The following is a 22,884-nucleotide window of genomic DNA, read 5'->3' as shown; positions in this document are numbered from 1 at the left end:
CACGTATCAACGGCGGTAGTAACGATAATCGTCATGGTAGCGCTGGTGCATGGCCCGCTCATGGCGGCGCTCCCAGTCACGCCGGCGTTCCCAGTCGCGGCGATATTCCCAGTCGCGCCGGCGCTCCCAGTCACGTCGGGCCTGCTCGCGGCGCCACTGTTCGCGGCGCCAGTCGCTTCTGTGGTCATGCCAGCGGTCGTCACCGTGGGCGAGCAGCGTGGCGGGCTGCTCATCGGCCACGCTGGCCAACTTCGCCCAGGGGTTGCCGGCAGGCTGCAGGGGTGATTGCACCGCCGGGGCAGCCGCTACGGACGGTTTCATGGGGGTTGCCGATGCCGTGCCCATCGCCGCCAACGAGAACAGGCCGAGCAGCATCAACCTTGCGACATGTATTTTCATGAGCGAAGCCAACCTCTGAGAACAATTGAGCCATCTGGCCAGCAGGTGGTTGGCGATTCTGTCTCGCGTCCCGCTACCTTTCTGTGCCTCCCACATAGACCGGCAAACGGGAAAAAGTTCGCTGTGGCAACAACTTGTACAACTTTTGAAACAACCCGCTTACGGCTGTCGCATCAGGCAAACTCCGCTCGCAGATGCGCCTGATAGCTGCCGAACGCGGCAATCACGCCAGCGACCACTTCGGCTTCTTGCTGCGCATCCAGCGATAAGCCGTCCAGCCTGGCGACGAACTGGCGCCAGGGCAGCGCCCGGCCCTGTGGAGGCGGCGCCAGGTGGCAGGCGCCCAGGCCGGCGTCCAGCCCCAGGCGCTGGGCCTGCCTGAGCAGAAACGCAGCGCCAAGGTTCGACCCCTCGCTGCAGTACAGCCAGCCCAGGGCCTGGGCCGGGCTGGCACACACCTGCGCGGGGGGTGCAGGCACTGCCAGGCCCAACGCGCCCAGGTCGTGCTCGACCGCGGCAGCGCGCGACAGCTGCGCCAGCCCAGGCAACAGCAGATTGAGTTGTTCATCGCGGTATAACGCCAGCAGGCTGCCATGAAAGCGATGCTGTACCTGCAGGAAGCGAGCGTAGCGTGCGCGGCTCTCGAACGGCCTGGCGGCCATCACCCGTTGGTCGACATCGTCGTGGGCCTGGCTGCTGGCAGCCTTCAAGCGTTTGCAACGGCCGGGTTCGGCGAGCGATAGCGGCACTGAGGCCATCGGCGTATCCATAGCGAGTGGGCAATGCGCCATGATGCTTGTCCCCTTGGCTCTCAGCAAGCGCCACGCAATGGGTTTGAGAAAGCTGCCTGTCCAGCTGGCCAGTCATTTACCATGACGGCCGCTTTGCCAATCACCGTCAAGGAAACCCGCCATGAGCACTCCGCAGTTCCGCACCCCAACCGCCGCAGACGCCGAGCGTTGCTACGCCATCGAAATCGGCGCCTATGAAGGGGATGAAGCGGCCACACTGGAGAAGATCCGTACCCGTATCGCGCAATACCCGCAAGGATTCCTGGTGCTGGAGCAGGCGGGAGAGATCGTCGGTTTCATCAATAGCGGCTGCGCCTACCAGGTGGAGATGGCCGATGAAACCTTCAAGGAGCTGGTCGGGCACGACCCGCAAGCGCCGAATGTGGTGATCATGTCGGTGGTGGTCGACCCGGCGCACCAGGGCCAAGGCTACGCCAGGCGCCTGATGGAGGAGTTCGTCAGGCGCATGAAGGCCGCGGGCAAGCAGACCATCCACCTGATGTGCAAGCAGCAGCATGTGCCGCTGTACCAGAAGATGGGTTACCAGTACGTGCAGCCATCGCCGTCGGAGCACGGTGGCATGGCCTGGCATGAGATGGTCATGGCCCTCTGAGCCGCCGCAGCGGGTGCGGCCAGGGCCACGACAGGGCTGCCTGGCAGCCCGTCGCGACACCAGGCCAGCCTTGTTATCCGCCGCTGACCAGTTGCTGGGCCAACTGGTTATGGCGCTCGAGGACCCGTGGCAGGTCGACGGTGAGCAATTGGCCGTCCTGCACCACCACGCGACCATTGATCACGCTGGTATGCACCTGGGTCGGGGTGCAGAACACCAGCGCCGCCAGCGGGTCGTGATGGCCACCGGCATAAGCCACGTGGCCCAGGTCGAAGGCGACGAAGTCGGCGACCATGCCGGGGGCGAGGGCGCCGATGTCGTTGCGGTTCAGCACCTTGGCACCGCCGAGGGTGGCGATTTCCAGCGCTTCGCGCGCGGTCATCGCGTCGGGGCCGAAACCGACCCGTTGCAGCAGCAAGGCCTGGCGCACTTCGCCGATCATGCTGGCGCCGTCGTTGGACGCCGAACCGTCCACCCCCAGGCCTACCGGCACGCCATGGTCGCGCATCTTGCGTACCGGGGCGATGCCCGAGGCCAGGCGCATGTTCGAGCATGGGCAGTGGGCTACACCGGTGCCGGTGCGGGCGAACAGTTCGATGCCGTGCTGGTCCAGTTGCACACAATGGGCATGCCACACATCGTGGCCGACCCAGCCGAGGTCTTCGGCGTATTCGGCCGGGGTCATGCCGAACTTCTCGCGGCTGTAGGCAATGTCGTTGAGGTTTTCGGCCAGGTGCGTGTGCAACGACACGCCGTACTGGCGCGCCAGCACCGCCGCTTCGCGCATCAGGTCGCGGCTGACCGAGAACGGCGAGCACGGCGCCACCACGATGCGGCGCATCGCGCCGTGGCTGGCATCGTGGTAGTCCTCGATCAGGCGCTGGGACTCCTTGAGGATGTCGGCCTCCTTCTCCACCACGGCGTCAGGCGGCAGGCCGCCCTGGCTGCGGCCCACGCTCATGCTGCCGCGGGCCGCGTGGAAGCGCATGCCGATCTCGTCGGCGGCGTGGATGCTGTCGTCGAGCTTGCAGCCGTTGGGGTAGATGTACAGGTGGTCGCTGGAGGTGGTGCAGCCGGACAGGATCAGTTCCGCCATGGCGGTCTGGGTCGACACCGCGATCATCTCGGGAGTCAGGCGCGCCCAGATCGGGTACAGGTTGGTCAGCCAGTTGAACAGTTCGCCGTCCTGGGCCGCCGGCACCACGCGGGTGAGGCTCTGGTACATGTGGTGGTGGGTGTTGACCAGGCCAGGGATGACCACTTTGCCGGCCATGTCCAGCACCATGTCGGCGTGTGCGGGGAGGGTGTCGCTGGGGCCGACCTGGCGGATCAGGTTGTCTTCGATGTATAGGCCGCCGTTGCTGATCTCGCGGCGTTCGCCGTCCATGGTGACCAGCAGGGCGGCGTTTTTTACCAATAGTGTCTTGGGCATAGCATGTGCCTGCGCAATACCCAGCGACGATTGTCGCTGTCGTAGGCGCCGCAACATGTAAGCAGAGTCTTGCGAAATTGTATACACCTCACTGCCCGAGCCCTGCGCGGCCTGTTTGCAAGCGGGTTCAGCGGAAGCAGGCGGCCCCGCCTGACACCGGTGGTGCCGGTGTCGGCGGGTGAACCCGCCCCCACAGGCACCGTGCAAGCGTGTCGTCACTCGGCCATCTGCAGCTCCGGCAGCTTCACCCGGAACGCCCGGGTGAGCCCGAGCAGTACCATCAGGCCTACGCCCATCCAGCACAGGCCGATGGTGAATGACAGGCGGGTCAGGCTGCTCCACAGCCACAACGTGCTGAGAAAGCCAAGGCCAGGTACCACGCCATACAGCAGGTAGTTGCGGGCCCCGCGCAGGCGGTGGTCGACCAGGTAGTGCTTGACCACTGCCAGGTTCACCGCGGAGAAGGCGAACAACGCGCCAAAGCTGATCATGTTGGCCACGGTGTCGAGGGTGATCACCAGGGCGACCAGCGACAGCAGGCTGACCAGCACGATGGCCACGGCCGGTACGCGCTTTTTCGTCACCAGCTGGCCGAATGCCCGGGGCAGTGCACCGTCGCGGCCCATGGCGAACAGCACCCGCGACACGCTGGCCTGGGACACCATGGCCGAGGCGAAGCAACCGGCCACGTAGGTGGCGGTAAAGGCAGTCACCAGCAGCTCACCGCCCACCCGCCGCATCACGTCCACCGAGGCCGAATCGGGGTCGGCGAAGCTGCCCCAGTCGGGGAACACCATCTGCGCGCAGTACGACACCACCAGGAACAGCAGGCCACCGATCAGCGACACCGCCAGAATGGCCATGGGAATGCGGTAGGTCGGGTTGCTGGTTTCCTCGGCCATGGTCGACACCGCATCGAAGCCGAGGAACGACAGGCACAGCACGGCGGCGCCGGTCATGATCAGTGGCACGCTGAAACCCTCGTGGTGGAAGGGCGCCAGCAGCGATGACGGTTCGGCCTGGCTGCCGAGGTTGCGTATCGACAGGGCGACGAACACGACGATGAACACCAGTTGCAGTACCACCAGAAGCCAGTTGACCCGGGTGATGGACTCGATGCCGACCAGGTTGAGGAAGGTCACCAGGGCAATCGAGCCCAGCACCCACACCCAGGCGGGAATGGCCGGAAAGTATTCCGCCATGTAGATGCCGATCAGCAGGTAGCTGAGCAACGGCAGGAAGATGTAGTCGAGCAGCAGCGTCCAGCCGGTAATGAAGCCGATGTGGCTGCCGAACGCCTTGCGCGTGTAGGTATACACCGACCCGGAATACGGGTGGGCCTGGACCATGCGCCCATAGCTGTAGGCGGTCAGCAGCATGGCGGCGAGGGTCAGCAGGTAGGCGGTGGGCAGGTGCCCCTTGGTCATCTGGGTCACCAACCCGTAGGTGGTGAACACGGCCAGCGGCACCATGTAGGCCAGGCCGAACAGGATCAGGGCGGTCATGCCCATGGATGTGCGGAAGCGCCCGGTGGGGGCAGGGGACGTGGCATGCGCGGCGGGGGAATGGGCTGTACTTGTTGTTGTATGCATTGCTAGCTCCTGGAAAGGGATGCAGGACACCGCAGCAGGCGAGGGGGCTCGCTGCCGGTGGGCGTTGTGCAAGGAGGTCGAGCGCGGGGCTCGCAGCGTGGGGCGGATTGATGCTCCCACACCCCGCTGGTACCCGGAATCACCCTTTGGGGTGAGCCGGACGAGGCGCGCAGGGGCTCACCCCAAAGGGTGATTCCGATGCCGGCGGCGCCATGGGAGTATCTGGCCAACAACGCACCGCACTGTGGCGGTGCCCTACTCGATATGGCAGGCCTACCGTGACCCATCGATTGCTTACACAACAGTGGTTCGAGCACCAGGCCAAGGTCACCGAGGCCATCGGCCGCCCGGGCTTTGCTGCCAGCCTGTTCGCCGCACTGGGCGTGATCCATCCGATCCAGGCGACCACGGTGTATCTCTACCCGCACCACGGCATGCCCAGCGCACTGTTCGAGCAGGACGACAACGCGCCCTGGCAGCCTGAAGGCAATGTCAGCCGCTACCTGTCGGGCTTCTACCTGCTCGACCCGTTCTACGGTGCTTGCGTGGAGCAGGTCGAGTCTGGCTGCTATGGCCTGTTCGAAGTGGCGCCGGACCATTTCGAGGTGAGCGAGTACTACCAGTCGTTCTACCGCCATTCGCACCTGCAGGATGAACTGAACTACATCCTGCAGTTGCTGCCCGGGCACAGCCTGGCCGTGTCGCTGGCGTTCACCGACAAGCTCGATGGGCACAGCCGCGCGCTGTTCGGCTGCATCACGCCCTGGGTGCTGGCGGTGCTCGGCAGGCACTTCGCCGGGCTCGACAGCCGTGCCGGGCGCTTCGAGAACGTGCTCGAGCAGCGCATACATGCGGCCCTGAACAATTTCGGCAGCTCATTGCTCACCGAGCGCGAGTGCCGTATCGCGCAGCTGATCCTGCGTGGCCACTCCACCCGGTCGCTGGCCGAGCGCCTGGGCGTGTCGGAAGACACCATCAAGTCGCACCGCAAGAACGTCTACGCCAAGCTCGACATCGGCACCCAGTCCGAGCTGTTCTCCCTGTTCATCGACGCGCTGGCCAATGCCCAGGGCGTGCTGGGCAAGGACCCGCTGGAAAGCTACATGGGCAAGCTGCGCTGAGCGCCGGCAGCCCTGCACCCCCACCGCAAAGGAAAACCAACAATGAATGCGCCTTTCGCCCCGCAACGCCAGACCCGCGACTACCAGGCTTCCGACGCCGCGCACCACATCCATGCCTTCCTCGACCAGAAGGCGCTGAACGCCGAAGGGCCGCGGGTGATCGTCGGCGGTGAACGCCTGCACCTGTGGGACAGCGAGGGCAAGCGCTACCTCGACGGCATGTCCGGCCTGTGGTGCACCCAGCTCGGCTATGGCCGCCGCGACCTGACCGCCGCCGCTGCCACGCAGATGGACCAGCTGGCCTACTACAACATGTTCTTCCACACCACCCACCCGGCGGTGATCGAACTGTCCGAGCTGTTGTTCAGCCTGCTGCCGGCGCATTACAGCCACGCGATCTACACCAACTCCGGCTCCGAGGCCAACGAAGTGCTGATCCGCACCGTGCGCCGCTACTGGCAGGTGGTCGGCCAGCCGGCCAAGAAGATCATGATCGGCCGCTGGAACGGCTACCACGGCTCGACGCTGGCCGCCACGGCGTTGGGCGGCATGAAGTTCATGCACGAAATGGGCGGGCTGATCCCGGATGTGGCGCACATCGACGAACCGTACTGGTACGCCGAGGGCGGCGACCTGAGCCCGGCCGAGTTCGGCCGCCGCTGTGCCCTGCAACTGGAAGAAAAGATCCTCGAACTGGGTGCCGAGAACGTTGCCGGTTTCATCGCCGAACCGTTCCAGGGCGCCGGCGGCATGATTTTCCCGCCGGAAAGCTACTGGCCCGAGATCCAGCGTATCTGTCGCCAGTACGATGTGCTGCTGTGCGCTGATGAAGTGATCGGCGGCTTTGGCCGCACCGGAGAATGGTTTGCCCATGAATATTTCGGCTTCCAGCCCGACACCCTGTCGATCGCCAAGGGCCTGACCAGTGGCTACGTGCCCATGGGTGGCCTGGTGCTGAGCAAGCGCATTGCCGAGGCGTTGGTGGAGCGGGGCGGGGTGTTTGCCCACGGCCTGACCTATTCCGGCCATCCGGTGGCGGCGGCGGTGGCAATCGCCAACCTTAAAGCGCTGCGTGACGAAGGCATCGTGCGCCAGGTCCGGGACGACACCGGGCCGTACCTGCAGCGCATCCTGCGCGAGGTGTTCGCCGACCACCCGTTGATCGGCCAGGTGCAGGGCGCCGGCCTGGTGGCGGCGCTGCAGTTTGCCGAGCACAAGCCGACGCGCAAGCGCTTTGCCAACGAGAACGACCTGGCCTGGCAATGCCGCACCTTCGGTTTCGAGGAGGGGGTGATCATTCGCTCGACCCTGGGCCGGATGATCATGGCCCCGGCCCTGGTCGCCAACCACAGCGAGCTGGATGAGCTGGTGGAAAAGACCCGCATCGCCGTGGACCGCACGGCGCGCCTGGTCGGCAAGTTCTGAACCGCTGGTAAGGGCAGCAGATTTCCCGTGGGAGCGGGCGAGCCCGCGCACACCGGCGAAGCCGGTGCCATTCACCGCAGCGCCTGATTCGCGGGCACGCCCGCTCCCACAGAAATTGCCTAGCCCTTGTGAAAACGCTGCTACAACCGTTACCAGGAGTACAAATGTACACCCTCGAATTCTGGCAACAACGCGCCTCGGGCCTGCATCTCCCGGCCCGGGCACTGATCGACGGCAAGCCCGTCAACGCGCAGGACGGCGCCACCTTCGCCGCCATCAACCCGGCCAGCAACGCCGTGCTGGCACAGGTCGCCGCCTGCGGCCAGGCCGAAGTGGACCTGGCCGTCGCCAGCGCCCGCCGCGCCTTCGAACACGGCCCGTGGCCGCGCATGGCTCCGGTCGAGCGCAAGAAGGTCTTGCTGCGCCTGGCCGAGCTGATCATGGCCCAGCGTGAAGAACTGGCCCTGCTGGACTCGCTGAACATGGGCAAGCCGGTCATGGACGCCTACCACATCGACGTGCCGGGCTCGGCACAAGTGTTCGCCTGGTATGGCGAGGCACTGGACAAGCTGTACGACCAGGTGGCACCCACCGCACCCAATGCGCTGGCGACCATTACCCGTGAGGCGTTGGGCGTTGTCGCTGCGGTCGTGCCCTGGAACTTCCCGCTCGACATGGCAGCGTGGAAACTCGCCCCGGCGCTGGCCGCCGGTAACAGCGTGGTGCTCAAGCCCGCCGAGCAATCACCGTTCTCGGCCCTGCGCCTGGGTGAGCTGGCGTTGCAGGCCGGGGTGCCGGAAGGCGTGCTGAACGTGCTGCCGGGCCTGGGCGAGCAGGCCGGGCGGGCGCTGGGCCTGCACCCGGACGTGGATTGCCTGGTGTTCACCGGCTCCACCCAGGTGGGCAAGTACTTCATGCAGTATTCGGCGCAGTCCAACCTCAAGCAGGTATGGCTGGAGTGCGGTGGCAAGAGCCCCAACCTGGTGTTTGAAAACTGCCAGGACCTGGACCTGGCTGCGGAAAAGGCCGCGTTCGGTATCTTCTTCAACCAGGGCGAGGTGTGCTCGGCCAACTCGCGGCTGTATGTGCAGCGTTCCATCCATGACGCATTCATCGAACGCCTGCAGGCCAAGGCCCACCAGTGGCTGCCGGGTAATCCGCTGGACCCGGCGAGCCGGGCCGGTGCGATTGTCGATGCGCAGCAGACTGGCCGGATCGAGGCGGCCATTGCCCGGGCAGGGCAGGAGGGTGCACGGCGGGTGTGTGGTGGCCGGCGCCTGACGATCGAAGGTTCGGACAATTACATCGAGCCGACCATTTTCGCCGGTGTCGAGGGCCACATGAGCCTGGCACGGGAGGAGGTGTTCGGGCCAGTGCTGGCGGTCAGCGTGTTCGACACTGAGGAACAGGCCGTGCGCCTGGCCAACGACAGCATTTACGGCCTGGCGGCGTCGCTGTGGAGCGATGATTTCAACCAGGTGCACCGTGTGGCGCGGGCGCTGAAGGCCGGTACGGTGTCGGTGAACACGGTCGATGCGCTGGACGTGGCAGTGCCGTTCGGCGGTGGCAAGCAGTCCGGGTTTGGTCGCGACCTGTCGCTGCATTCGTTCGACAAGTATTCGCAGCTCAAGACCACCTGGTACCAGCTGCGCGCCTGATGTCAGCAGGCCGCTCGCGGCTGCCTTGCGGCTCTCTCTCGGCATGCCCGCTGCCACAGGTGCTGCGCCGGTTGTAGGAGCGGCTTCAGCCGCGAACACCGGCACAGCCGGTGCCATCCACCGCGTCGCCGGCATCGCGGATAAATCCGCTCCAACATTCAGGCCCTAGCTGGCTTGCTTGGCAATCAATGCCAGGCAGCGCTGCACGATCGGGCTCACGTCGCCCTTGCGCCGGCTGAGGATGATCGGGCTGACGGCGCCGCTGTCGAGCAGGGCGACGTATTCGATATCGGTGCGGTGCTGTTGTTGCACCGAGGCCGGCACCAAGGTCACGCCCACGCCGACGGCCACCAGGCCAATGGCGGTCTGCAGCTCGTTGGCCCACTGGCTGACGCGGATGCTCATGCCGTGCTGGGCGAATAGCGCCAGCACATGGTCGGCATAGCTGGGCCGGGGGTTGGCCGGGTAGAGGATGAACGCCTCGCCCGCCAGTTCGGCAAGGCTCAGCGGCGCGCCCGCCAGCGGGTGGCCCTTGGGCAGCACGGCCACCAGCGGGTCTTCGCACAGCACCTGCTGCTGGATCGCCGGGTCATCGATGCGAATGCGCCCGAAGGCAATATCGATGCGCCCGCTTTTCAGCGCGTCCACCTGCTGCAGCGTGGTCATTTCGTTCAGGCCCAGCTCCAGTTCGCTGTCCTTGCGCAGTTCGCGGATCAGTTCCGGCAACACCGTATACAGGGTCGAGGGGGCGAAACCGATACCCAGCCATTGGCGCTGGCCCAGGCCGATGCGGCGGGTGTTGTCGCTGATGGTCTGCAACTGGTGCAGCACGGTGCAGCTCTGTTCGTAGAAGAAGCGGCCGGCCTCGGTCAGCCGCAGCGGGCGTTCGCGCGCCACCAGCAACGTGCCCAGTTCGTCCTCGAGCTGGCTGATCTGCCGGCTCAGCGGTGGCTGGGCAATGTGCAGCAGCTCGGCGGCACGGGTGAAGTTCAGGGTCTCGGCCAGCACCTTGAAATAACGCAGGTGGCGCAGTTCCATCAGACCTCCAGGGTATGGTGGGAGATTCATTCGATATTGGACGGCCATCAGGGTCTCGCGCAATCCTTGAGCGATCAAGTAAATGCACCATTCGGGCCTGCGGCTGGCAGCCCGATATAACGGGACCTGGCAACAATGACAAGCGCGCTGATTGAACGTATAGAAGCCATTATCGTCGACCTGCCGACCATTCGCCCGCACAAGCTGGCGATGCACACCATGCAGCAGCAGACCCTGGTGGTATTGCGGGTGCGCTGCAGCGATGGTGTCGAAGGCATCGGCGAGGCCACTACCATCGGTGGCCTGGCCTACGGCTACGAAAGCCCCGAAGGCATCAAGGCCAACGTCGATGCGCACCTGGCCCCGGCGCTGGTCGGCCTGCCGGCAGACAACATCAATGCCGCCATGCTCAAGCTGGACAAGCTGGCCAAGGGCAACACGTTTGCCAAGTCGGGCATCGAGAGCGCCCTGCTCGATGCGCAGGGCAAGCGCCTCGGCCTGCCGGTCAGCGAACTGCTCGGCGGCCGCGTGCGCGACAGCCTCGAAGTGGCCTGGACCCTGGCCAGTGGCGATACCGCCCGCGACATCGCCGAAGCCCGGCACATGCTGGAAATCCGCCGGCACCGGGTGTTCAAGCTGAAGATCGGCGCCAACCCGCTGGCGCAGGATCTCAAGCATGTGCTGGCGATCAAGCGCGAACTGGGCGACAGCGCCAGCGTGCGGGTCGATGTCAACCAGTACTGGGACGAGTCCCAGGCCATCCGTGCTTGCCAGGTGCTCGGTGACAACGGCATCGACCTGATCGAGCAACCGATCTCACGTAGCAACCGCAGCGGCCAGGTGCGCCTGAACCAGCGCAGCCCGGCGCCGATCATGGCCGACGAATCGATCGAAAGCGTCGAAGACGCCTTCAGCTTGGCCGCCGACGGCGCGGCCAGCATCTTCGCCCTGAAAATCGCCAAGAACGGCGGCCCGCGCGCCGTGCTGCGCACCGCGCAAATCGCCGAGGCCGCCGGCATTGCCCTGTACGGCGGGACCATGCTCGAAGGCTCGATCGGCACCCTGGCTTCGGCCCATGCCTTCCTTACCCTGCGCCAGCTGACCTGGGGTACCGAACTGTTCGGGCCGCTGCTGCTCACCGAAGAGATCGTCAACGAGCCGCTGCAGTACCGCGACTTTCAGTTGCACATCCCACGCACCCCAGGCTTGGGCCTGAGCCTGGACGAACAGCGCCTGGCGCGCTTCGCCCGCCGCTACTGAACGACCCAGTCATACGCAAGGAGACTTCCCCATGCTGTTCCACGTGAAGATGACCGTGAAACTGCCGGTCGACATGGACCCGGCCAAGGCCGCCCGGCTCAAGGCCGATGAAAAGGAACTGGCCCAGCGCCTGCAGCGCGAAGGTACCTGGCGCCACCTGTGGCGCATTGCCGGGCACTACGCCAACTACAGCGTGTTCGATATGCCCAGCATCGAAGCGCTGCACGACACCCTGATGCAACTGCCACTGTTCCCGTACATGGACATCGAGGTCGACGGCCTGTGCCGGCACCCCTCGTCGATCCGCAGCGACGACCGCTGATTCGCACCTGTGCCCGACAAGAACAAGATGAGGTAAGCACGATGACCGTAAAGATTTCCCACACTGCCGATGTTCAGGCGTTCTTCAGCGAAGTGGCCGGCCTGGACCATGCCGCAGGCAACCCGCGCTTCAAGCAGATCATCCTGCGTGTACTGCAGGACAGCGCCCGGCTGATCGAGGACCTGGACATCACCGAGGATGAGTTCTGGCATGCCGTGGACTACCTCAACCGCCTGGGCGGGCGCAACGAAGCCGGGCTGCTGGCGGCAGGCCTGGGCCTCGAGCACTTCCTCGACCTGCTGCAGGACGCCAAGGACGCCGCGGCCGGCCTGACCGGCGGCACCCCGCGTACCATCGAGGGCCCGCTGTATGTGGCGGGCGCGCCGCTGGCGCAGGGCGAAGCGCGTATGGACGATGGCACCGACCCGGGCGTGGTGATGTTCCTCCAGGGTCAGGTGTTCGCTGCCGACGGCAAGCCGCTGGCCGGTGCCACCGTTGACCTGTGGCACGCCAACAGCCAGGGCACGTATTCCTACTTCGACTCCAGCCAGTCCGACTACAACCTGCGCCGGCGCATCATCACCGACGCCGAGGGCCGCTACCGCGCACGTTCCATCGTGCCCTCGGGGTATGGCTGCGACCCGCAGGGGCCGACCCAGGAATGCCTGGACCTGCTCGGCCGCCACGGCCAGCGCCCGGCACATGTGCACTTCTTCATCTCGGCGCCCGGGCACCGCCATCTGACCACGCAGATCAACTTTGCCGGTGACCGGTATTTGTGGGATGACTTTGCCTATGCCACCCGCGACGGGCTGGTTGGCGAGCTGCGCTTTGTCGAGGATGCTGCGCAAGCCCGCGACCGCGGTGTGCAGGGCGAGCGCTTTGCCGAGCTGGCCTTCGACTTCCACCTGCAGGCGGCCAAGGCCCCGGCAGCCGAGGCGCGCAGCCATCGCCCGCGGGCATTGCAAGGCAACTGAGCCCTGCAGCGCGCCTGCAGGTACTTTTTGCCTGGGCCTTTCCGTGCGGGGAGGGCCCGGGCTTTTTATTGCCCGGGGCGAGTAAACTGGCATCCGTCCTTTACCCGAGCCCCGCACAATGCTGCCTATCGAACTGCTGGCCACCACCGCTGACCAGGCCCCGCTGATCCGCAACCTCTACCAGTTCTACGCCTACGAGTCCTCCGACTGGGAGCAGGAAGACGTCGAGGTGGATGGCCGCTTCTACATCCACGACGAGCACCTGCAACGCTACTGGCAAGCCGATGGCTGGGGCGCCTACCTGGTGCTGGCAGACGGCTTCATTGCCGGCTTCGTCTTGGTGGAGCGCAGCGAGCTGCCCGGCATCGAAGCATTCGAGCTGGCTGACCTGTTCATTCTGAAAAAGTACCGCCGGCAGGGCATCGGCCGGGCGGTGGCGTTGCAGTTTCTGGGCGGCGAGGGCGATTGGCTGTTGCGCTGTTACGCCCAGGATGCACCTGCGGTGGCCTTCTGCAACGCCGTGCTGGTTGGGTTATCGCGGCCGGCGCAGGCGATCGCCCTGGAGGACGAGCCGGAACTGCTCAATTACCTGGTGACGGGCGTGCGCCATTAGCCGTGTCTGCAAGGTGGCCGCACTCAGCTGTCCCAGTCCGGTGCAAACGCCGGGCTGACCACCCGCTGGTCTTTCGGCAAGCCGGCAATCGCCGCGCGGTCCTGGTCATCCAGCTGCACGTTCAGAGCTGCCAGGTTGGCCAGCTGGTTAGCGCGGCTGCTCGCCTTGGGGATCACTGCCACGCCGTCCTGGTCCAGCAACCATTTCAGCGCCACCTGGCTGGGTAGCACGCCATGCTTGCCGGCGATCGCCTGGATCACCGGGTGTGCCGCTGCCTGGCCGCGGGCCAGCGGGGTGTAGGCGGTGAGCAGTAGATCGTGGCGGCGGGCATAGTCCAGCAGCGCTGGCTGGCCGAGCAGCACGTGGTACTCGACCTGGATCGCCGACAGCGGCGCACCCAGGGTTTCCACCACCTGGCGCAGCAGCCCCAGCGGGAAGTTGGCCACGCCGATGCTGCGCGCCTTGCCCTCGTCACGCAGCGCCACCAGAGTCTCGATACTGCGGGCCAGGTCGCAGTCCTTGCCAGGCCAATGGATGTGAAACAGGTCGACCTGCTCGGTGCCGATGGCGCGCAGGCTGTCTTCCAGCGACTGGCGCATGGCCTTGGGCGCCAGGCGGTCCCACCACACCTTGGTGGTCAGGTGGATCTGCTCGCGTGGCACGTCGCTGTCGCGCAGGGCCTGGCCGACGTCGGCTTCATTGGCGTAGGCGCTGGCGGTGTCGATGTGCCGGTAGCCAAGTTCAAGCGCCTGGCGCACGGCCTGGGTGCACTCGGTGCCGGTCATTGGCCAGGTGCCCAGGCCGATCGCAGGCAGGTTCAGGCCGTTACGGGTAGTGAGCCTTTGCATGTAAATTCCTTGTCAGCTGCGGGGGATTGCAGTCGATGGTCAGCGATCAGCGCGGCACGGGCCATGCTTGCCGGGCGAAAAGTGGTCGATCAGCGAACAGAAACTGCAATCGGCCTGGGCAAGCGGCGCTGGAACTTCCTTATGCTGCGGCATCTCTTCTAGAATTCGAGCTGTTGTATCCGCCGGGCCATGCCTGCGCGGGCCTTCCCCGGGCGCCGCATACAGCCGCGCCGTCATCGAGAGTGCCATGAGTTCCAGCACACCGCTGTCCGGAGTCAACCAACCCCTGCGCGGCATTGCCCTGGTGGTGGTGGCGACGTTCCTGTTCGCCAGCCACGATGCCCTGTCCAAGTTCCTTGGCGGCCTGTACCCGATCATCATGGTGGTGTGGGCGCGGTATGTGGTGCATACCCTGCTGATGGCCGGCATTTTCCTGCCCAAGGCCGGGCTCAACGTGTTGCGTACGCGCCGCCCGCTGCTGCAGACCTTGCGTGCGTTGAGCCTGCTGAGTACCAGCCTGCTGTTCACCAGTGGCCTGCAGTACCTGCCGCTGGCCGAGGCGACGGCGGTCAACTTCCTCGCCCCGGTGCTGGTCACTGCGTTGTCGGCGCCGCTGCTCAAGGAACGGGTCACGGTGGGGCAGTGGGTCGCGGTGGTGATGGGTTTCATCGGCGTGCTGGTGGTGGTGCACCCGGGAGGCGCGATGTTCACCCCGGCCATCCTCTACCCGTTCGGTTCGGCGCTGGGTTTCTGCTTCTATCAATTGCTGACGCGCATCCTGGCCGCGCATGACAGCCCGACCACCAGCAACTTCTATGCGGGGTTGTGCAATACCCTGGCCATGAGCGCGCTGGTGCCGTTCTTTTGGGAGATGCCGCGCTGGGACCACGCCTTGCTGATGCTGGCGCTGGGCGGCTTCGGCATGACCGCGCACCTGCTGCTGACCCAGGCTTTCCGCCATGCCGCGCCGGCTTTGCTGGCGCCGTTCAGCTATTGCCAGATCGTGTTTGCCGGGTTGCTGGGCCTGGTGGTCTACAGCCAGGTGCCGGATACCCTGAGCCTGGTCGGCATTGCGGTGATCTGCCTGAGTGGGCTGGGGGCGGCGTGGATGCAGCGGGGCAAGTAGCAACCCCGCGATTGCGCCGTCAGACCTGTCGCTTCAACAGCACCTGCAGCGAATCGTCAAAGTCGCGCAAGGCATCGGCCTGCACCGCGCGTTCGTCCTCGGCCACCCGCGCCACATCGCCCAGGCGCTTGTGCGACCGCCCTTCGGCGCGGCCGATGTAGGTCAGCTGGTTGTCGAAGAAGCGCGCCACCACCCGGCTTTCGATCTCGGCACTGGCCAGGCGGCTTTCGGTATCGAGCAGCACGATGACATCCGGGTGGTCGCCCAGCAACGTGTCCAGGTCGTCATAGAAGGCCACTTCGGCGAACTGCTGCGCCAGCGAGCGTGCCAGCCAGTCGTACGCCTGGCTCTCGCTGTTCAGGGTCGCTACCGGAACCGGAATGCGCTGGCCCCGGGCCGGCGTGGTGGCCTGGGCTTGATGGCTGCCGAGGTATTCCAGGGTGGCCTCGGCTTCCCGCCCCAGCAGCACCGCCACTCGCTGGCCAGGGGCCAGGGCGACGCCGGAAAGGGCGGTGGCGGCGTAGAAGTGCCCATAGGGTTGTGTGTCGGTGCTGGCTGGGCTGGCACAGCCGCCAAGGGCGGCCAGCAAGGCGAGCAGGGCAGCGATCATGCCGGTTTTCATGGGCGGTCTCATCCATCGGTGAATGTCGCTATCTTCCGCCCGAGCCAGGCGCAGCGGAACTCGATGGCATTCATGGTGGCTATCGATGAGGTCGATGGTTTACCGCGCCGCCATGAACTGCAGGATGCGCTCGCGCAACCAGCGCTCGGCTGGGTCGTTGTCCTGGGCACCGCTCCAGACCATCGACAGCTCGGCCTCGGTGATGTCGAACGGCGCCGGGTCGGCGCGCAGGCTGCCATCGTCGGCCAAGGCGCAGGCGGCATAGTCCGGCACCGTGGCGATCAGCTCGGTGTTGCGCAGCAGGGCGCGCAGGCTGCCGAACTGCGGCACCGCCAGCACCACCTTGCGGCAGCGGCCGATGCGCGCCAGGTCGAGGTCGATGTTGCCACTCATGTCGCCGGAGAACGACACCATTACATGCGGGCGGGCGCAATATTCGTCGAGGCTCAGCGGGCCCGGACGGTCGTCGGCACGCAATACCCGTACGCCGATGTCGCGCAGCTTGCGGCGTTTGGCGGTGGCCGGCAGGTCAGTGGTGTAGCTCACCCCGACCGAGATCTCGCCGCTGGACAGCAGCCCCGGCATCAGCAGGAAGTTGGCCCGCCGCACCACCACGCTGATGTTCGGCGCCTCTTCGCGCAGGGCTTGCAGCAGGGCCGGGAACAGCCCGAACTCGGCATCGTCCGACAACCCCAGGCGGAACACGTTGCAACTGCTGGCCGGGTCGAACTCGCGGGCGCGGCTGATTGCGGCGGAGATCACATCCATGGCCGGCCCCAGCTCGGCGAAGATCTGCATGGCCCTCGGCGTGGGCTCCATGGCCCGGCCGTTGCGGATCAGCAGCGGGTCGTCGAACAGCTCGCGCAGGCGCGCGAGCGCGGCACTGACGGTGGGCTGGGTGATGAACAGCTTTTCGCCGACGCGGGTCAGGTTGCGTTCGATCATCAGGGCTTCGAACAACACCAGCAGGTTCATGTCGACGCGGCGCAGGTCGTTGCGGTTCATGGGGCTTAAGTTCCGGAACAGGGGGGTTGGCGCTGTAGTGAAGCATGGTGCCGGGGGTTGTGCCTTGTAGGGATGTGCGCAGGGCGTTCGGCATACGACCTGGGGCCGCGCTTCATCGCTCACGCCAGCCGGGCAAGCGCTTCTCCATGGGTTGATAGACCATCCCGGCAAACGCATTCACCTCGCCTGCCAGGGTGAAACCGTAGTGTTGGTAGGCAGGTACCGAAGGCAGTGATGCCCTGACGGTCACGACCTCCACCCTGGCGTGTTCCAGCGCTGCGTTCATCAGGCGCGCGCCGATGCCCTGGCGTTGCCAGCGGGGGGCGATGAACAGCATGGCGATATGGCAGCCTTGCTTGAGTTCGACCAGGCCCACCATGGCGCCATCCACCACCCCGACCAGTATCAGGTTGTCGCCTTGCATGCGTTCGGCAAACGCGTCGGCCGCTGCCACCCTGGCAAACGTTGCCACACCCTGCGCTGGCAGCGTGGGCGCGACGGCCTGGGTGAAAGCATCCATGCACAGGGCACTGGCGTGGGGCAGATCATCGTGGGTCAGTGGGCGTATCTGCATGGCATCATCCTTGTCTGCACGTGCGGTTCTCCAGTTTGCCCAGCAGGACGCCGTTGCCGCAATCGGAACCGGCGCTGTACGGGCGCATCGACTTCCTTGGCCGACAGGGTTAGCCTCGCGCCATGTTCAGCCAATAGAAAAACCATCGCCATGCCTGCAGGTTACCCCGGATTGCCTTCGCTCAATGCGCTACGCGTGTTCGAAGTGGTGGCGCGTCACTTGAACTTCCGCCTGGCGGCCGAAGAGCTTGGCGTGACCCAGGCGGCTGTCGCCCAGCAAGTGCGCGGGCTGGAGGCCAGCCTGCAGGTGCGCCTGTTCGAGCGCCTGCCGCGCGGCCTTGGCCTGACCGACGCCGGGCATGCCTACAGCACCAGCGTGCGCAGCGCCCTGGCAATGATCGAGGAAGCCACGCGCTTGTTGCGCCCGGTGCCGTCCCACCTCACCGTCAGCGTGACGCCAACCTTTGCCTCGAAATGGCTGATCCCCAGGCTCGGGCACTTTACCGAGCGCCACCCCGAGATTGACCTGCGGGTACTGGCGACCGACCGGCTATCCCACTTTCATACCGACGGTGTAGACCTGGCCGTGCGTTATGGCCAGCCGCCATTTGCGCCGGGGCTGAACGCTGAATTGCTGATGGCCCCCACAGTGGTCGCGGTGGCCAGCCCCGGGTTGCTGGCCGAAATGGGGCGACCCGGCGATTTCGCCGCCTTGCAGCGTTATGTGGCGTTGCACGATGCGCACAACTTCTGGCCGCAGTTCCACGCCGCAGTGTTCCCCGGCCATCCGCCCGCTAGCGCCCGCAACGTGCGCTTCAACCAGACTTCGCTGGCCATCGAAGCCGCGATTGGCGGGCAGGGCATTACCCTGGCCAGCCAGGCCTTTGTCAGCGACGACATTGCCGCCGGCCGCCTGGTGCAAGTGTTCCCGCAGCGATTGCAGCTGGACAAGGCGTTCTATCTGGTATGGCCACGCAAAAGGCAGCCGTCTGCAACCCTGCAGACCGTCAGGGCGTGGCTACAGGCGCAGGCGCACGATAGAAAATCTATCGTCTAGGCGAAGCCGGGCTGCCTCCCTCCCTGCCAGCGTGGCTGCTAGTGTGAACGCACTTGCAAACACAATGCTGGGTTAACAAGGGAGGCAACATGTCTGTAGCAAAAGTAGCCATCATCACCGCCGGTGGCAGCGGCATGGGTGCCGCAGCGGCACGCCGCCTGGCCGCCGACGGTTTCAAGGTCGGCATCCTGTCGTCCTCGGGCAAGGGCGAAGCGCTGGCCAGGGAACTGGGCGGTATTGGTATTACCGGCAGCAACCAGTCGGTTGCCGACCTGCAGCGCCTGGTCGATGCCGTGGTCGGGCAGTGGGGGCGCGTCGATGTGCTGGTGAACAGCGCCGGCCACGGGCCACGCGCGCCGATCCTGGAGATCAGCGACGAGGACTGGCACAAGGGCATGGATACCTACTTGCTCAATGTCATTCGCCCGACCCGCCTGGTGACGCCGATCATGCAGCGGCAGAAGGGCGGGACCATCATCAACATCTCCACCGCCTGGGCGTTCGAACCCAACGAGATGTTCCCCACCTCGGCGGTGTTTCGTTCGGGGCTGGCTGCGTTCAGCAAGATCTTCGCCGACACCTACGCCGCCGACAACGTGCGCATCAACAATGTCCTGCCTGGCTGGATCGACAGCTTGCCAGCCACCGAGCAGCGCCGCGACAGCGTACCGCTCAAGCGCTATGGCTCCAGCGAGGAAATTGCCGCGACCATCGCCTTCCTGGCCAGCGAAGGGGCCGCCTATATCACCGGGCAGAACATCAGGGTCGATGGTGGCCTGACGCGTAGTGTCTAGGCCGCCGTCAATGCGCAGCGGTCGGCAGCATGCCTGAGCGCCGGGCGTTGTGCGCGGCCTCTATCAGTTGCAGGTTGCGATTGCGTAACGCATGGTTGGCGCCGACACGCAGGTTGGAGCGCAGCGCCAGGGTTTCGGCCTGTTCGTATTGCCCTTGCTGAAGGCGCAGAACGCCGAGGTAGTGCAAGGTTGCCGGGTTGTTCGGTTGAATGTGCAGCGCGCGTTCCAGGGTGGCAGCCGCCTGGTCCAGCTGGCCTTCGGCATACTGCTGCGAAGCCGTCTCGATCAGCACGGTCGAGGCATTGTTGCTACGTGCCGGTGCGGAGCGCTCGCCGGCCAGTGCAGCGGGTGCCGTGATGGCGCTTAACAATAACAGCAAGGCCGACAGAGCAAGTGTATTGGGCATCAGTGGTGGTCTCGATCCGGCCCTGGCGGTTGTGCGAGCCGTGCAGCGAGCGAAATGTTGTCGGGGGGAGGAGAGAATGGCGTTGGTCGGGCGGCTCAGGGCTTGAGATTCATCTGCACGCTTCAGCAGCTGGTTGCTGCGGAAGCGTGCAGGCTTTCAGCCGTGCCCGACGAAGTCGCTGCTACGGTTCAGCGATCGTTCTTCGAAGAGTTTCGGGTCGCGCCGCTCAGCCCTTTGGTGTTGTGGTCACCCGGGGTAGTGGCGGAGATCGCCGTCGATTTCGCCAGGCCGCGGGTGTCCTTGGATTGGGCAACACCGGAGGTGGTAGTGCCGTGGCCGTTGTCGCTGTTGCGCGAGCTGCCGTAGTGGTTGCCGCTCAAGCCATGGTCGCGCGTGGCCTTGCCGGCGTGATCATCGCTGAGGCCCATGCCATTGCCCGTGTGGCTACCTTTGCCAGCGCCCTGACCACCGCCCAGCCCGCCGCCGTGGCCGGCACCGCCGCCATGGCCGCCGCCACCACCGTGGCCACCGCCACCGCCGCCGCCTTTGGCATACGCCGAGGCAATCGGTGAAACATCGGCTGGCAACAAGGCAGTTGCGCCGAACGCAAAGGCACAAGTAAAGAGGGCTACCAGGGTTTTTCTCATGTTTGTTCGCCTCCAGAAGGCGCAGGGGTGCTTGGTAGCCAATACGACATTGGGTTCGGTTTCGAGTTCCGCTAACCCGACAGAATACGCATGGATCCAATCCTTTAGCATCACCTGTCCAGGAGCCCTTTTCGGCCACGCTCCGACCCGGCAACCACCACTGTCGTGATGGCCATCAATATCGTTCTGCTGGCTTTTGTCTGGTACGTCCGGGGCAAGATCTTCCCGGATTTCGCCTTCGTCGGGCCCAGGAGAGTCAACGGCAAGTATTTGTTCACGGGCTGAGAATCACCGCTGCCGCGCTGGTGATTAGCGCCACTGATCCGGCCGGTCACACACAGGCTGAACACCGAGGGCAAAGCCATTACCCCAACAAGGTAGGGCGCCTTTCGTGCCCCTGACATTCGGGAGTTCAGTATGAAAGCTATCGTCTATAACGGCCCGCGTGACGTCGCCGTCAAGGATGTACCGGACGCAAGAATCGAAAAACCCACTGACGTGCTGGTACGCATCACCACCAGCAATATCTGCGGCTCCGACCTGCACATGTATGAGGGCCGTACCTCGTTCGAAGCCGGGCGTGTGTTCGGCCATGAGAACCTTGGCGAAGTGATCGAGGTGGGCGCCGGGGTCGACCGGGTCAAGGTCGGTGACCGTGTCTGCCTGCCCTTCAATATCGGCTGCGGGTTCTGCGAGAACTGCGAAAAAGGCCTGACCGGATTCTGCCTCACGGCCAACCCGGGGGCTGCCGGTGCTGCCTATGGCTTTGCCGACATGGGCCCCTATCAAGGTGGCCAGGCAGAGTTGTTGCGTGTGCCTTACGCTGATTTTAACTGCCTGGTGCTGCCGGAGGACGCCCAGGAGCGCGAAGACGACTACGTCATGCTCGCGGATATCTTCCCCACTGGCTGGCATGCAACGGAGCTGGCCGGGCTGCAGCCGGGCGAAAGTATCGCGATCTATGGCGCCGGCCCAGTGGGGCTGATGGCGGCCTACTCGGCAATCATCAAGGGCGCCTCGCAGGTGTTCGTGGTAGACAACCAGCCAGATCGGCTGCAGCTTGCCGCGCGGCTTGGGGCAACGCCGATCAACGCCGTCGAGCACAAGGCCGTGGAAGAAATCATGAACCTGACCCACGGCAAAGGCACCGACCGGGGCTGCGAATGCGTGGGCTATCAGTGCTGCAACAGGCATGGCCATGAAGTGAACTACCTGACCATGAACAACCTGGTTGCCTCGACCAAGGCTACCGGTGGCATAGGCGTAGTGGGGGTGTTCGTGCCAGAAGACCCGGGGGCGAAGAACGACCTGGCAAAAGAGGGCAAGATGGCCTTCGATTTCGGCGCGTTCTGGTTCAAGGGCCAACATATCCGCACCGGCCAGGCGAACGTCAAGGCCTATAACCGGCGCCTTGCAGCGCTCATCCATCATGGGCGTGCCAAGCCTTCGCAGATCATCTCCCATCGCCTGACGCTTGCCGAAGGCCCCGATGCCTACAAGCATTTCGATGCGCGGGATGATGGCTGGACCAAGGTGGTGCTCAAGCCTGCTGCCTGAGCCATCATGCCCTGCCTCCACGGACGGATGCAGGGTCAGCGCTGCTGACTGCCTGCGCTCTGGAACAACGCCCGGATCACCTCCCGCATCCAGCGATTGCCACTGTCCTGCTGGTACCGTGCGTGCCAATGCTGCTTGACGGTGAAACCTTCTACCGCAAACGGGCAATCGTGCACCTGCAAACCATGCATGGCGGCCAGGGTCTGGCCGATGTGCCGTGGCAGCGTGGCCACCAGGTCGGTCGAGCCGACAATCATGCCCAGGCCGAGAAACCCCGGCAGCTCCAGCATGATCCTGCGTTCGATGCCGGCCCGCGCCAGGCCGGCCTCGAGCAACTTCTGCCCGGTCCCGGCACTGACCTGCACATGCCCTTCGGCCTGGTACTGCGCCACGCCTATGCCTTGGCCCAGGCGCGGGTGGTGCGGGTTGCTCAGGCAGACCCAGTCCTGTTCGAACAACACTTGCTGGTACATGCCCGCGCCGAGCCACGGTACGAAGCCGATGGCCAGGTCCGCTTCGCCCGATTCCAGGGCGCTTTCGGTATTGCCATCGATGCGTGCCGCCTCCAGGCGAATGCCTGGCGCATGGCTGCGCAGGTGGTTGAGGATGCTGGGCAGCAAGGTGATGTGGCTGGCATCGCTGACGCACAGGCGAAAGCGCCGCTGCGCCGTGGCCGGATCGAATTGCGGTGCCCAGGTGGTCAGGCGCCGCAGCGATTCCAGTACTTCGCGGCAGGGCCCGATCAACTGGTCCGCCCGCGGGGTAGGGGCCATGCCGCCTGGGGTGCGCACGAACAGCGGGTCGTTCAGTTCTTCGCGCAAGCGGCCCAGCCAGATACTCACGGTCGGTTGGCTCTGGCCCAGTTGCTCTGCCGTACGGGTCACGCTGCGGCACTGGTACAGCACATCGAACAGCTGCAGCAGCTTGGGATCGGGCAGGGTGTCGAGTGCGCTCATTATTGAAAATCCCAATACATGTATTGGTGGCATTGTATAGCGCAAATAAGCC

24 protein-coding genes are annotated in these 22,884 nt (G+C 65.2%); 12 read left to right on the top strand and 12 right to left on the bottom strand.

Annotation, left to right across the window (positions count from 1 at the left end):
* Nucleotides 1-6: 6 nt before the first annotated feature.
* Together HU763_RS14320 and HU763_RS14315 are read right to left on the bottom strand one after the other, a co-directional pair.
* On the bottom strand, nucleotides 7-375 hold the full coding sequence (locus HU763_RS14320; protein ID WP_170034138.1) for a hypothetical protein: 369 nt from the start codon (nucleotides 373-375) through the stop codon (nucleotides 7-9).
* 197 nt (nucleotides 376-572) lie between these two features.
* Nucleotides 573-1,157, bottom strand: a complete 585-nt coding sequence (locus HU763_RS14315; RefSeq protein WP_186689943.1) for a biliverdin-producing heme oxygenase — start codon at nucleotides 1,155-1,157, stop codon at nucleotides 573-575.
* Nucleotides 1,158-1,311: 154 nt separating this feature from the next.
* Here HU763_RS14315 and HU763_RS14310 point away from each other — a divergent pair, with 154 nt between their 5' ends.
* Nucleotides 1,312-1,803 carry a GNAT family N-acetyltransferase gene (locus HU763_RS14310; RefSeq protein ID WP_186689945.1) on the top strand — a complete coding sequence of 164 codons (492 nt, stop codon included), beginning with the start codon at nucleotides 1,312-1,314 and terminating at the stop codon, nucleotides 1,801-1,803.
* Between the two features lie 73 nt (nucleotides 1,804-1,876).
* Here the strand turns inward: HU763_RS14310 and HU763_RS14305 are convergent, their stop codons facing one another.
* Together HU763_RS14305 and HU763_RS14300 are read right to left on the bottom strand one after the other, a co-directional pair.
* On the bottom strand, nucleotides 1,877-3,235 hold the full coding sequence (locus HU763_RS14305; RefSeq protein WP_186689947.1) for an 8-oxoguanine deaminase: 1,359 nt from the start codon (nucleotides 3,233-3,235) through the stop codon (nucleotides 1,877-1,879).
* Nucleotides 3,236-3,450: 215 nt separating this feature from the next.
* Nucleotides 3,451-4,827, bottom strand: a complete 1,377-nt coding sequence (locus tag HU763_RS14300) for an APC family permease (protein ID WP_186689950.1) — start codon at nucleotides 4,825-4,827, stop codon at nucleotides 3,451-3,453.
* Nucleotides 4,828-5,105: 278 nt separating this feature from the next.
* Between HU763_RS14300 and HU763_RS14295 the strand changes: the two genes are divergently transcribed.
* From HU763_RS14295 to HU763_RS14285, 3 genes are all read left to right on the top strand, one after another.
* Nucleotides 5,106-5,948: a helix-turn-helix transcriptional regulator gene (locus tag HU763_RS14295; RefSeq protein ID WP_186689952.1), complete on the top strand. Its 843-nt coding sequence runs from the start codon at nucleotides 5,106-5,108 to the stop codon at nucleotides 5,946-5,948.
* Between the two features lie 42 nt (nucleotides 5,949-5,990).
* Entirely contained in the window at nucleotides 5,991-7,373 is a 1,383-nt protein-coding gene (locus HU763_RS14290) for an aspartate aminotransferase family protein (RefSeq protein WP_186689954.1), read from the top strand.
* A gap of 164 nt (nucleotides 7,374-7,537) precedes the next feature.
* Entirely contained in the window at nucleotides 7,538-9,031 is a 1,494-nt protein-coding gene (locus tag HU763_RS14285) for an aldehyde dehydrogenase (protein ID WP_186689956.1), read from the top strand.
* 165 nt (nucleotides 9,032-9,196) lie between these two features.
* Here HU763_RS14285 and HU763_RS14280 read toward each other — a convergent pair whose 3' ends face one another.
* Nucleotides 9,197-10,069: a LysR family transcriptional regulator gene (locus tag HU763_RS14280; RefSeq protein WP_186689958.1), complete on the bottom strand. Its 873-nt coding sequence runs from the start codon at nucleotides 10,067-10,069 to the stop codon at nucleotides 9,197-9,199.
* A gap of 135 nt (nucleotides 10,070-10,204) precedes the next feature.
* Between HU763_RS14280 and HU763_RS14275 the strand changes: the two genes are divergently transcribed.
* The 4 genes from HU763_RS14275 to HU763_RS14260 all read left to right on the top strand — a co-directional run bounded on the left by HU763_RS14275 (nucleotide 10,205) and on the right by HU763_RS14260 (nucleotide 13,241).
* Nucleotides 10,205-11,329 carry a muconate cycloisomerase family protein gene (locus tag HU763_RS14275; protein WP_186689960.1) on the top strand — a complete coding sequence of 375 codons (1,125 nt, stop codon included), beginning with the start codon at nucleotides 10,205-10,207 and terminating at the stop codon, nucleotides 11,327-11,329.
* Between the two features lie 31 nt (nucleotides 11,330-11,360).
* Nucleotides 11,361-11,651 carry a muconolactone Delta-isomerase gene (gene catC, locus HU763_RS14270; protein WP_186689962.1) on the top strand — a complete coding sequence of 97 codons (291 nt, stop codon included), beginning with the start codon at nucleotides 11,361-11,363 and terminating at the stop codon, nucleotides 11,649-11,651.
* A gap of 41 nt (nucleotides 11,652-11,692) precedes the next feature.
* The gene (gene catA, locus HU763_RS14265; RefSeq protein WP_186689964.1) at nucleotides 11,693-12,628 is read left to right on the top strand and encodes a catechol 1,2-dioxygenase; all 936 of its coding nucleotides are present in this window, start codon (nucleotides 11,693-11,695) and stop codon (nucleotides 12,626-12,628) included.
* Nucleotides 12,629-12,746: 118 nt separating this feature from the next.
* The gene (locus HU763_RS14260) at nucleotides 12,747-13,241 is read left to right on the top strand and encodes a GNAT family N-acetyltransferase (protein ID WP_186689966.1); all 495 of its coding nucleotides are present in this window, start codon (nucleotides 12,747-12,749) and stop codon (nucleotides 13,239-13,241) included.
* 23 nt (nucleotides 13,242-13,264) lie between these two features.
* Here HU763_RS14260 and HU763_RS14255 read toward each other — a convergent pair whose 3' ends face one another.
* On the bottom strand, nucleotides 13,265-14,089 hold the full coding sequence (locus tag HU763_RS14255) for an aldo/keto reductase (RefSeq protein ID WP_186689968.1): 825 nt from the start codon (nucleotides 14,087-14,089) through the stop codon (nucleotides 13,265-13,267).
* A 247-nt stretch (nucleotides 14,090-14,336) separates the two neighbouring features.
* Here HU763_RS14255 and HU763_RS14250 point away from each other — a divergent pair, with 247 nt between their 5' ends.
* The gene (locus tag HU763_RS14250) at nucleotides 14,337-15,215 is read left to right on the top strand and encodes a DMT family transporter (protein WP_186689970.1); all 879 of its coding nucleotides are present in this window, start codon (nucleotides 14,337-14,339) and stop codon (nucleotides 15,213-15,215) included.
* Nucleotides 15,216-15,234: 19 nt separating this feature from the next.
* Here HU763_RS14250 and HU763_RS14245 read toward each other — a convergent pair whose 3' ends face one another.
* The 3 genes from HU763_RS14245 to HU763_RS14235 form a co-directional block, all read right to left on the bottom strand.
* Nucleotides 15,235-15,837 (bottom strand): hypothetical protein, encoded by a 603-nt coding sequence (locus HU763_RS14245; RefSeq protein ID WP_186689972.1) that lies wholly within the window; start codon nucleotides 15,835-15,837, stop codon nucleotides 15,235-15,237.
* 99 nt (nucleotides 15,838-15,936) lie between these two features.
* Nucleotides 15,937-16,842 (bottom strand): LysR family transcriptional regulator, encoded by a 906-nt coding sequence (locus HU763_RS14240; protein ID WP_186689974.1) that lies wholly within the window; start codon nucleotides 16,840-16,842, stop codon nucleotides 15,937-15,939.
* Nucleotides 16,843-16,954: 112 nt separating this feature from the next.
* Entirely contained in the window at nucleotides 16,955-17,416 is a 462-nt protein-coding gene (locus HU763_RS14235) for a GNAT family N-acetyltransferase (RefSeq protein ID WP_186689976.1), read from the bottom strand.
* A gap of 150 nt (nucleotides 17,417-17,566) precedes the next feature.
* On the opposite strand from HU763_RS14235, the gene HU763_RS14230 reads away from it, so the two are divergent.
* On the top strand, nucleotides 17,567-18,472 hold the full coding sequence (locus HU763_RS14230; RefSeq protein ID WP_186689978.1) for a LysR substrate-binding domain-containing protein: 906 nt from the start codon (nucleotides 17,567-17,569) through the stop codon (nucleotides 18,470-18,472).
* A gap of 89 nt (nucleotides 18,473-18,561) precedes the next feature.
* Nucleotides 18,562-19,266: an SDR family oxidoreductase gene (locus tag HU763_RS14225; protein ID WP_186689980.1), complete on the top strand. Its 705-nt coding sequence runs from the start codon at nucleotides 18,562-18,564 to the stop codon at nucleotides 19,264-19,266.
* A 7-nt stretch (nucleotides 19,267-19,273) separates the two neighbouring features.
* On the opposite strand, the gene HU763_RS14220 is transcribed toward HU763_RS14225, so the two are convergent.
* Entirely contained in the window at nucleotides 19,274-19,672 is a 399-nt protein-coding gene (locus tag HU763_RS14220; RefSeq protein WP_186689982.1) for a tetratricopeptide repeat protein, read from the bottom strand.
* A 188-nt stretch (nucleotides 19,673-19,860) separates the two neighbouring features.
* Entirely contained in the window at nucleotides 19,861-20,319 is a 459-nt protein-coding gene (locus HU763_RS14215) for a hypothetical protein (protein WP_186689984.1), read from the bottom strand.
* Nucleotides 20,320-20,736: 417 nt separating this feature from the next.
* On the opposite strand from HU763_RS14215, the gene HU763_RS14210 reads away from it, so the two are divergent.
* Nucleotides 20,737-21,876: a glutathione-independent formaldehyde dehydrogenase gene (locus tag HU763_RS14210; RefSeq protein WP_186677063.1), complete on the top strand. Its 1,140-nt coding sequence runs from the start codon at nucleotides 20,737-20,739 to the stop codon at nucleotides 21,874-21,876.
* Nucleotides 21,877-21,911: 35 nt separating this feature from the next.
* Here the strand turns inward: HU763_RS14210 and HU763_RS14205 are convergent, their stop codons facing one another.
* The gene (locus HU763_RS14205) at nucleotides 21,912-22,832 is read right to left on the bottom strand and encodes a LysR family transcriptional regulator (RefSeq protein WP_186689986.1); all 921 of its coding nucleotides are present in this window, start codon (nucleotides 22,830-22,832) and stop codon (nucleotides 21,912-21,914) included.
* Between the last annotated feature and the right edge of the window lie 52 nt (nucleotides 22,833-22,884).

The organism is Pseudomonas anuradhapurensis (assembly GCF_014269225.2).
Lineage (GTDB): Bacteria > Pseudomonadota > Gammaproteobacteria > Pseudomonadales > Pseudomonadaceae > Aquipseudomonas > Aquipseudomonas anuradhapurensis.
Note: the sequence above shows the minus strand (reverse complement) of the source record. Positions and strands in the feature narration are given on the sequence as shown.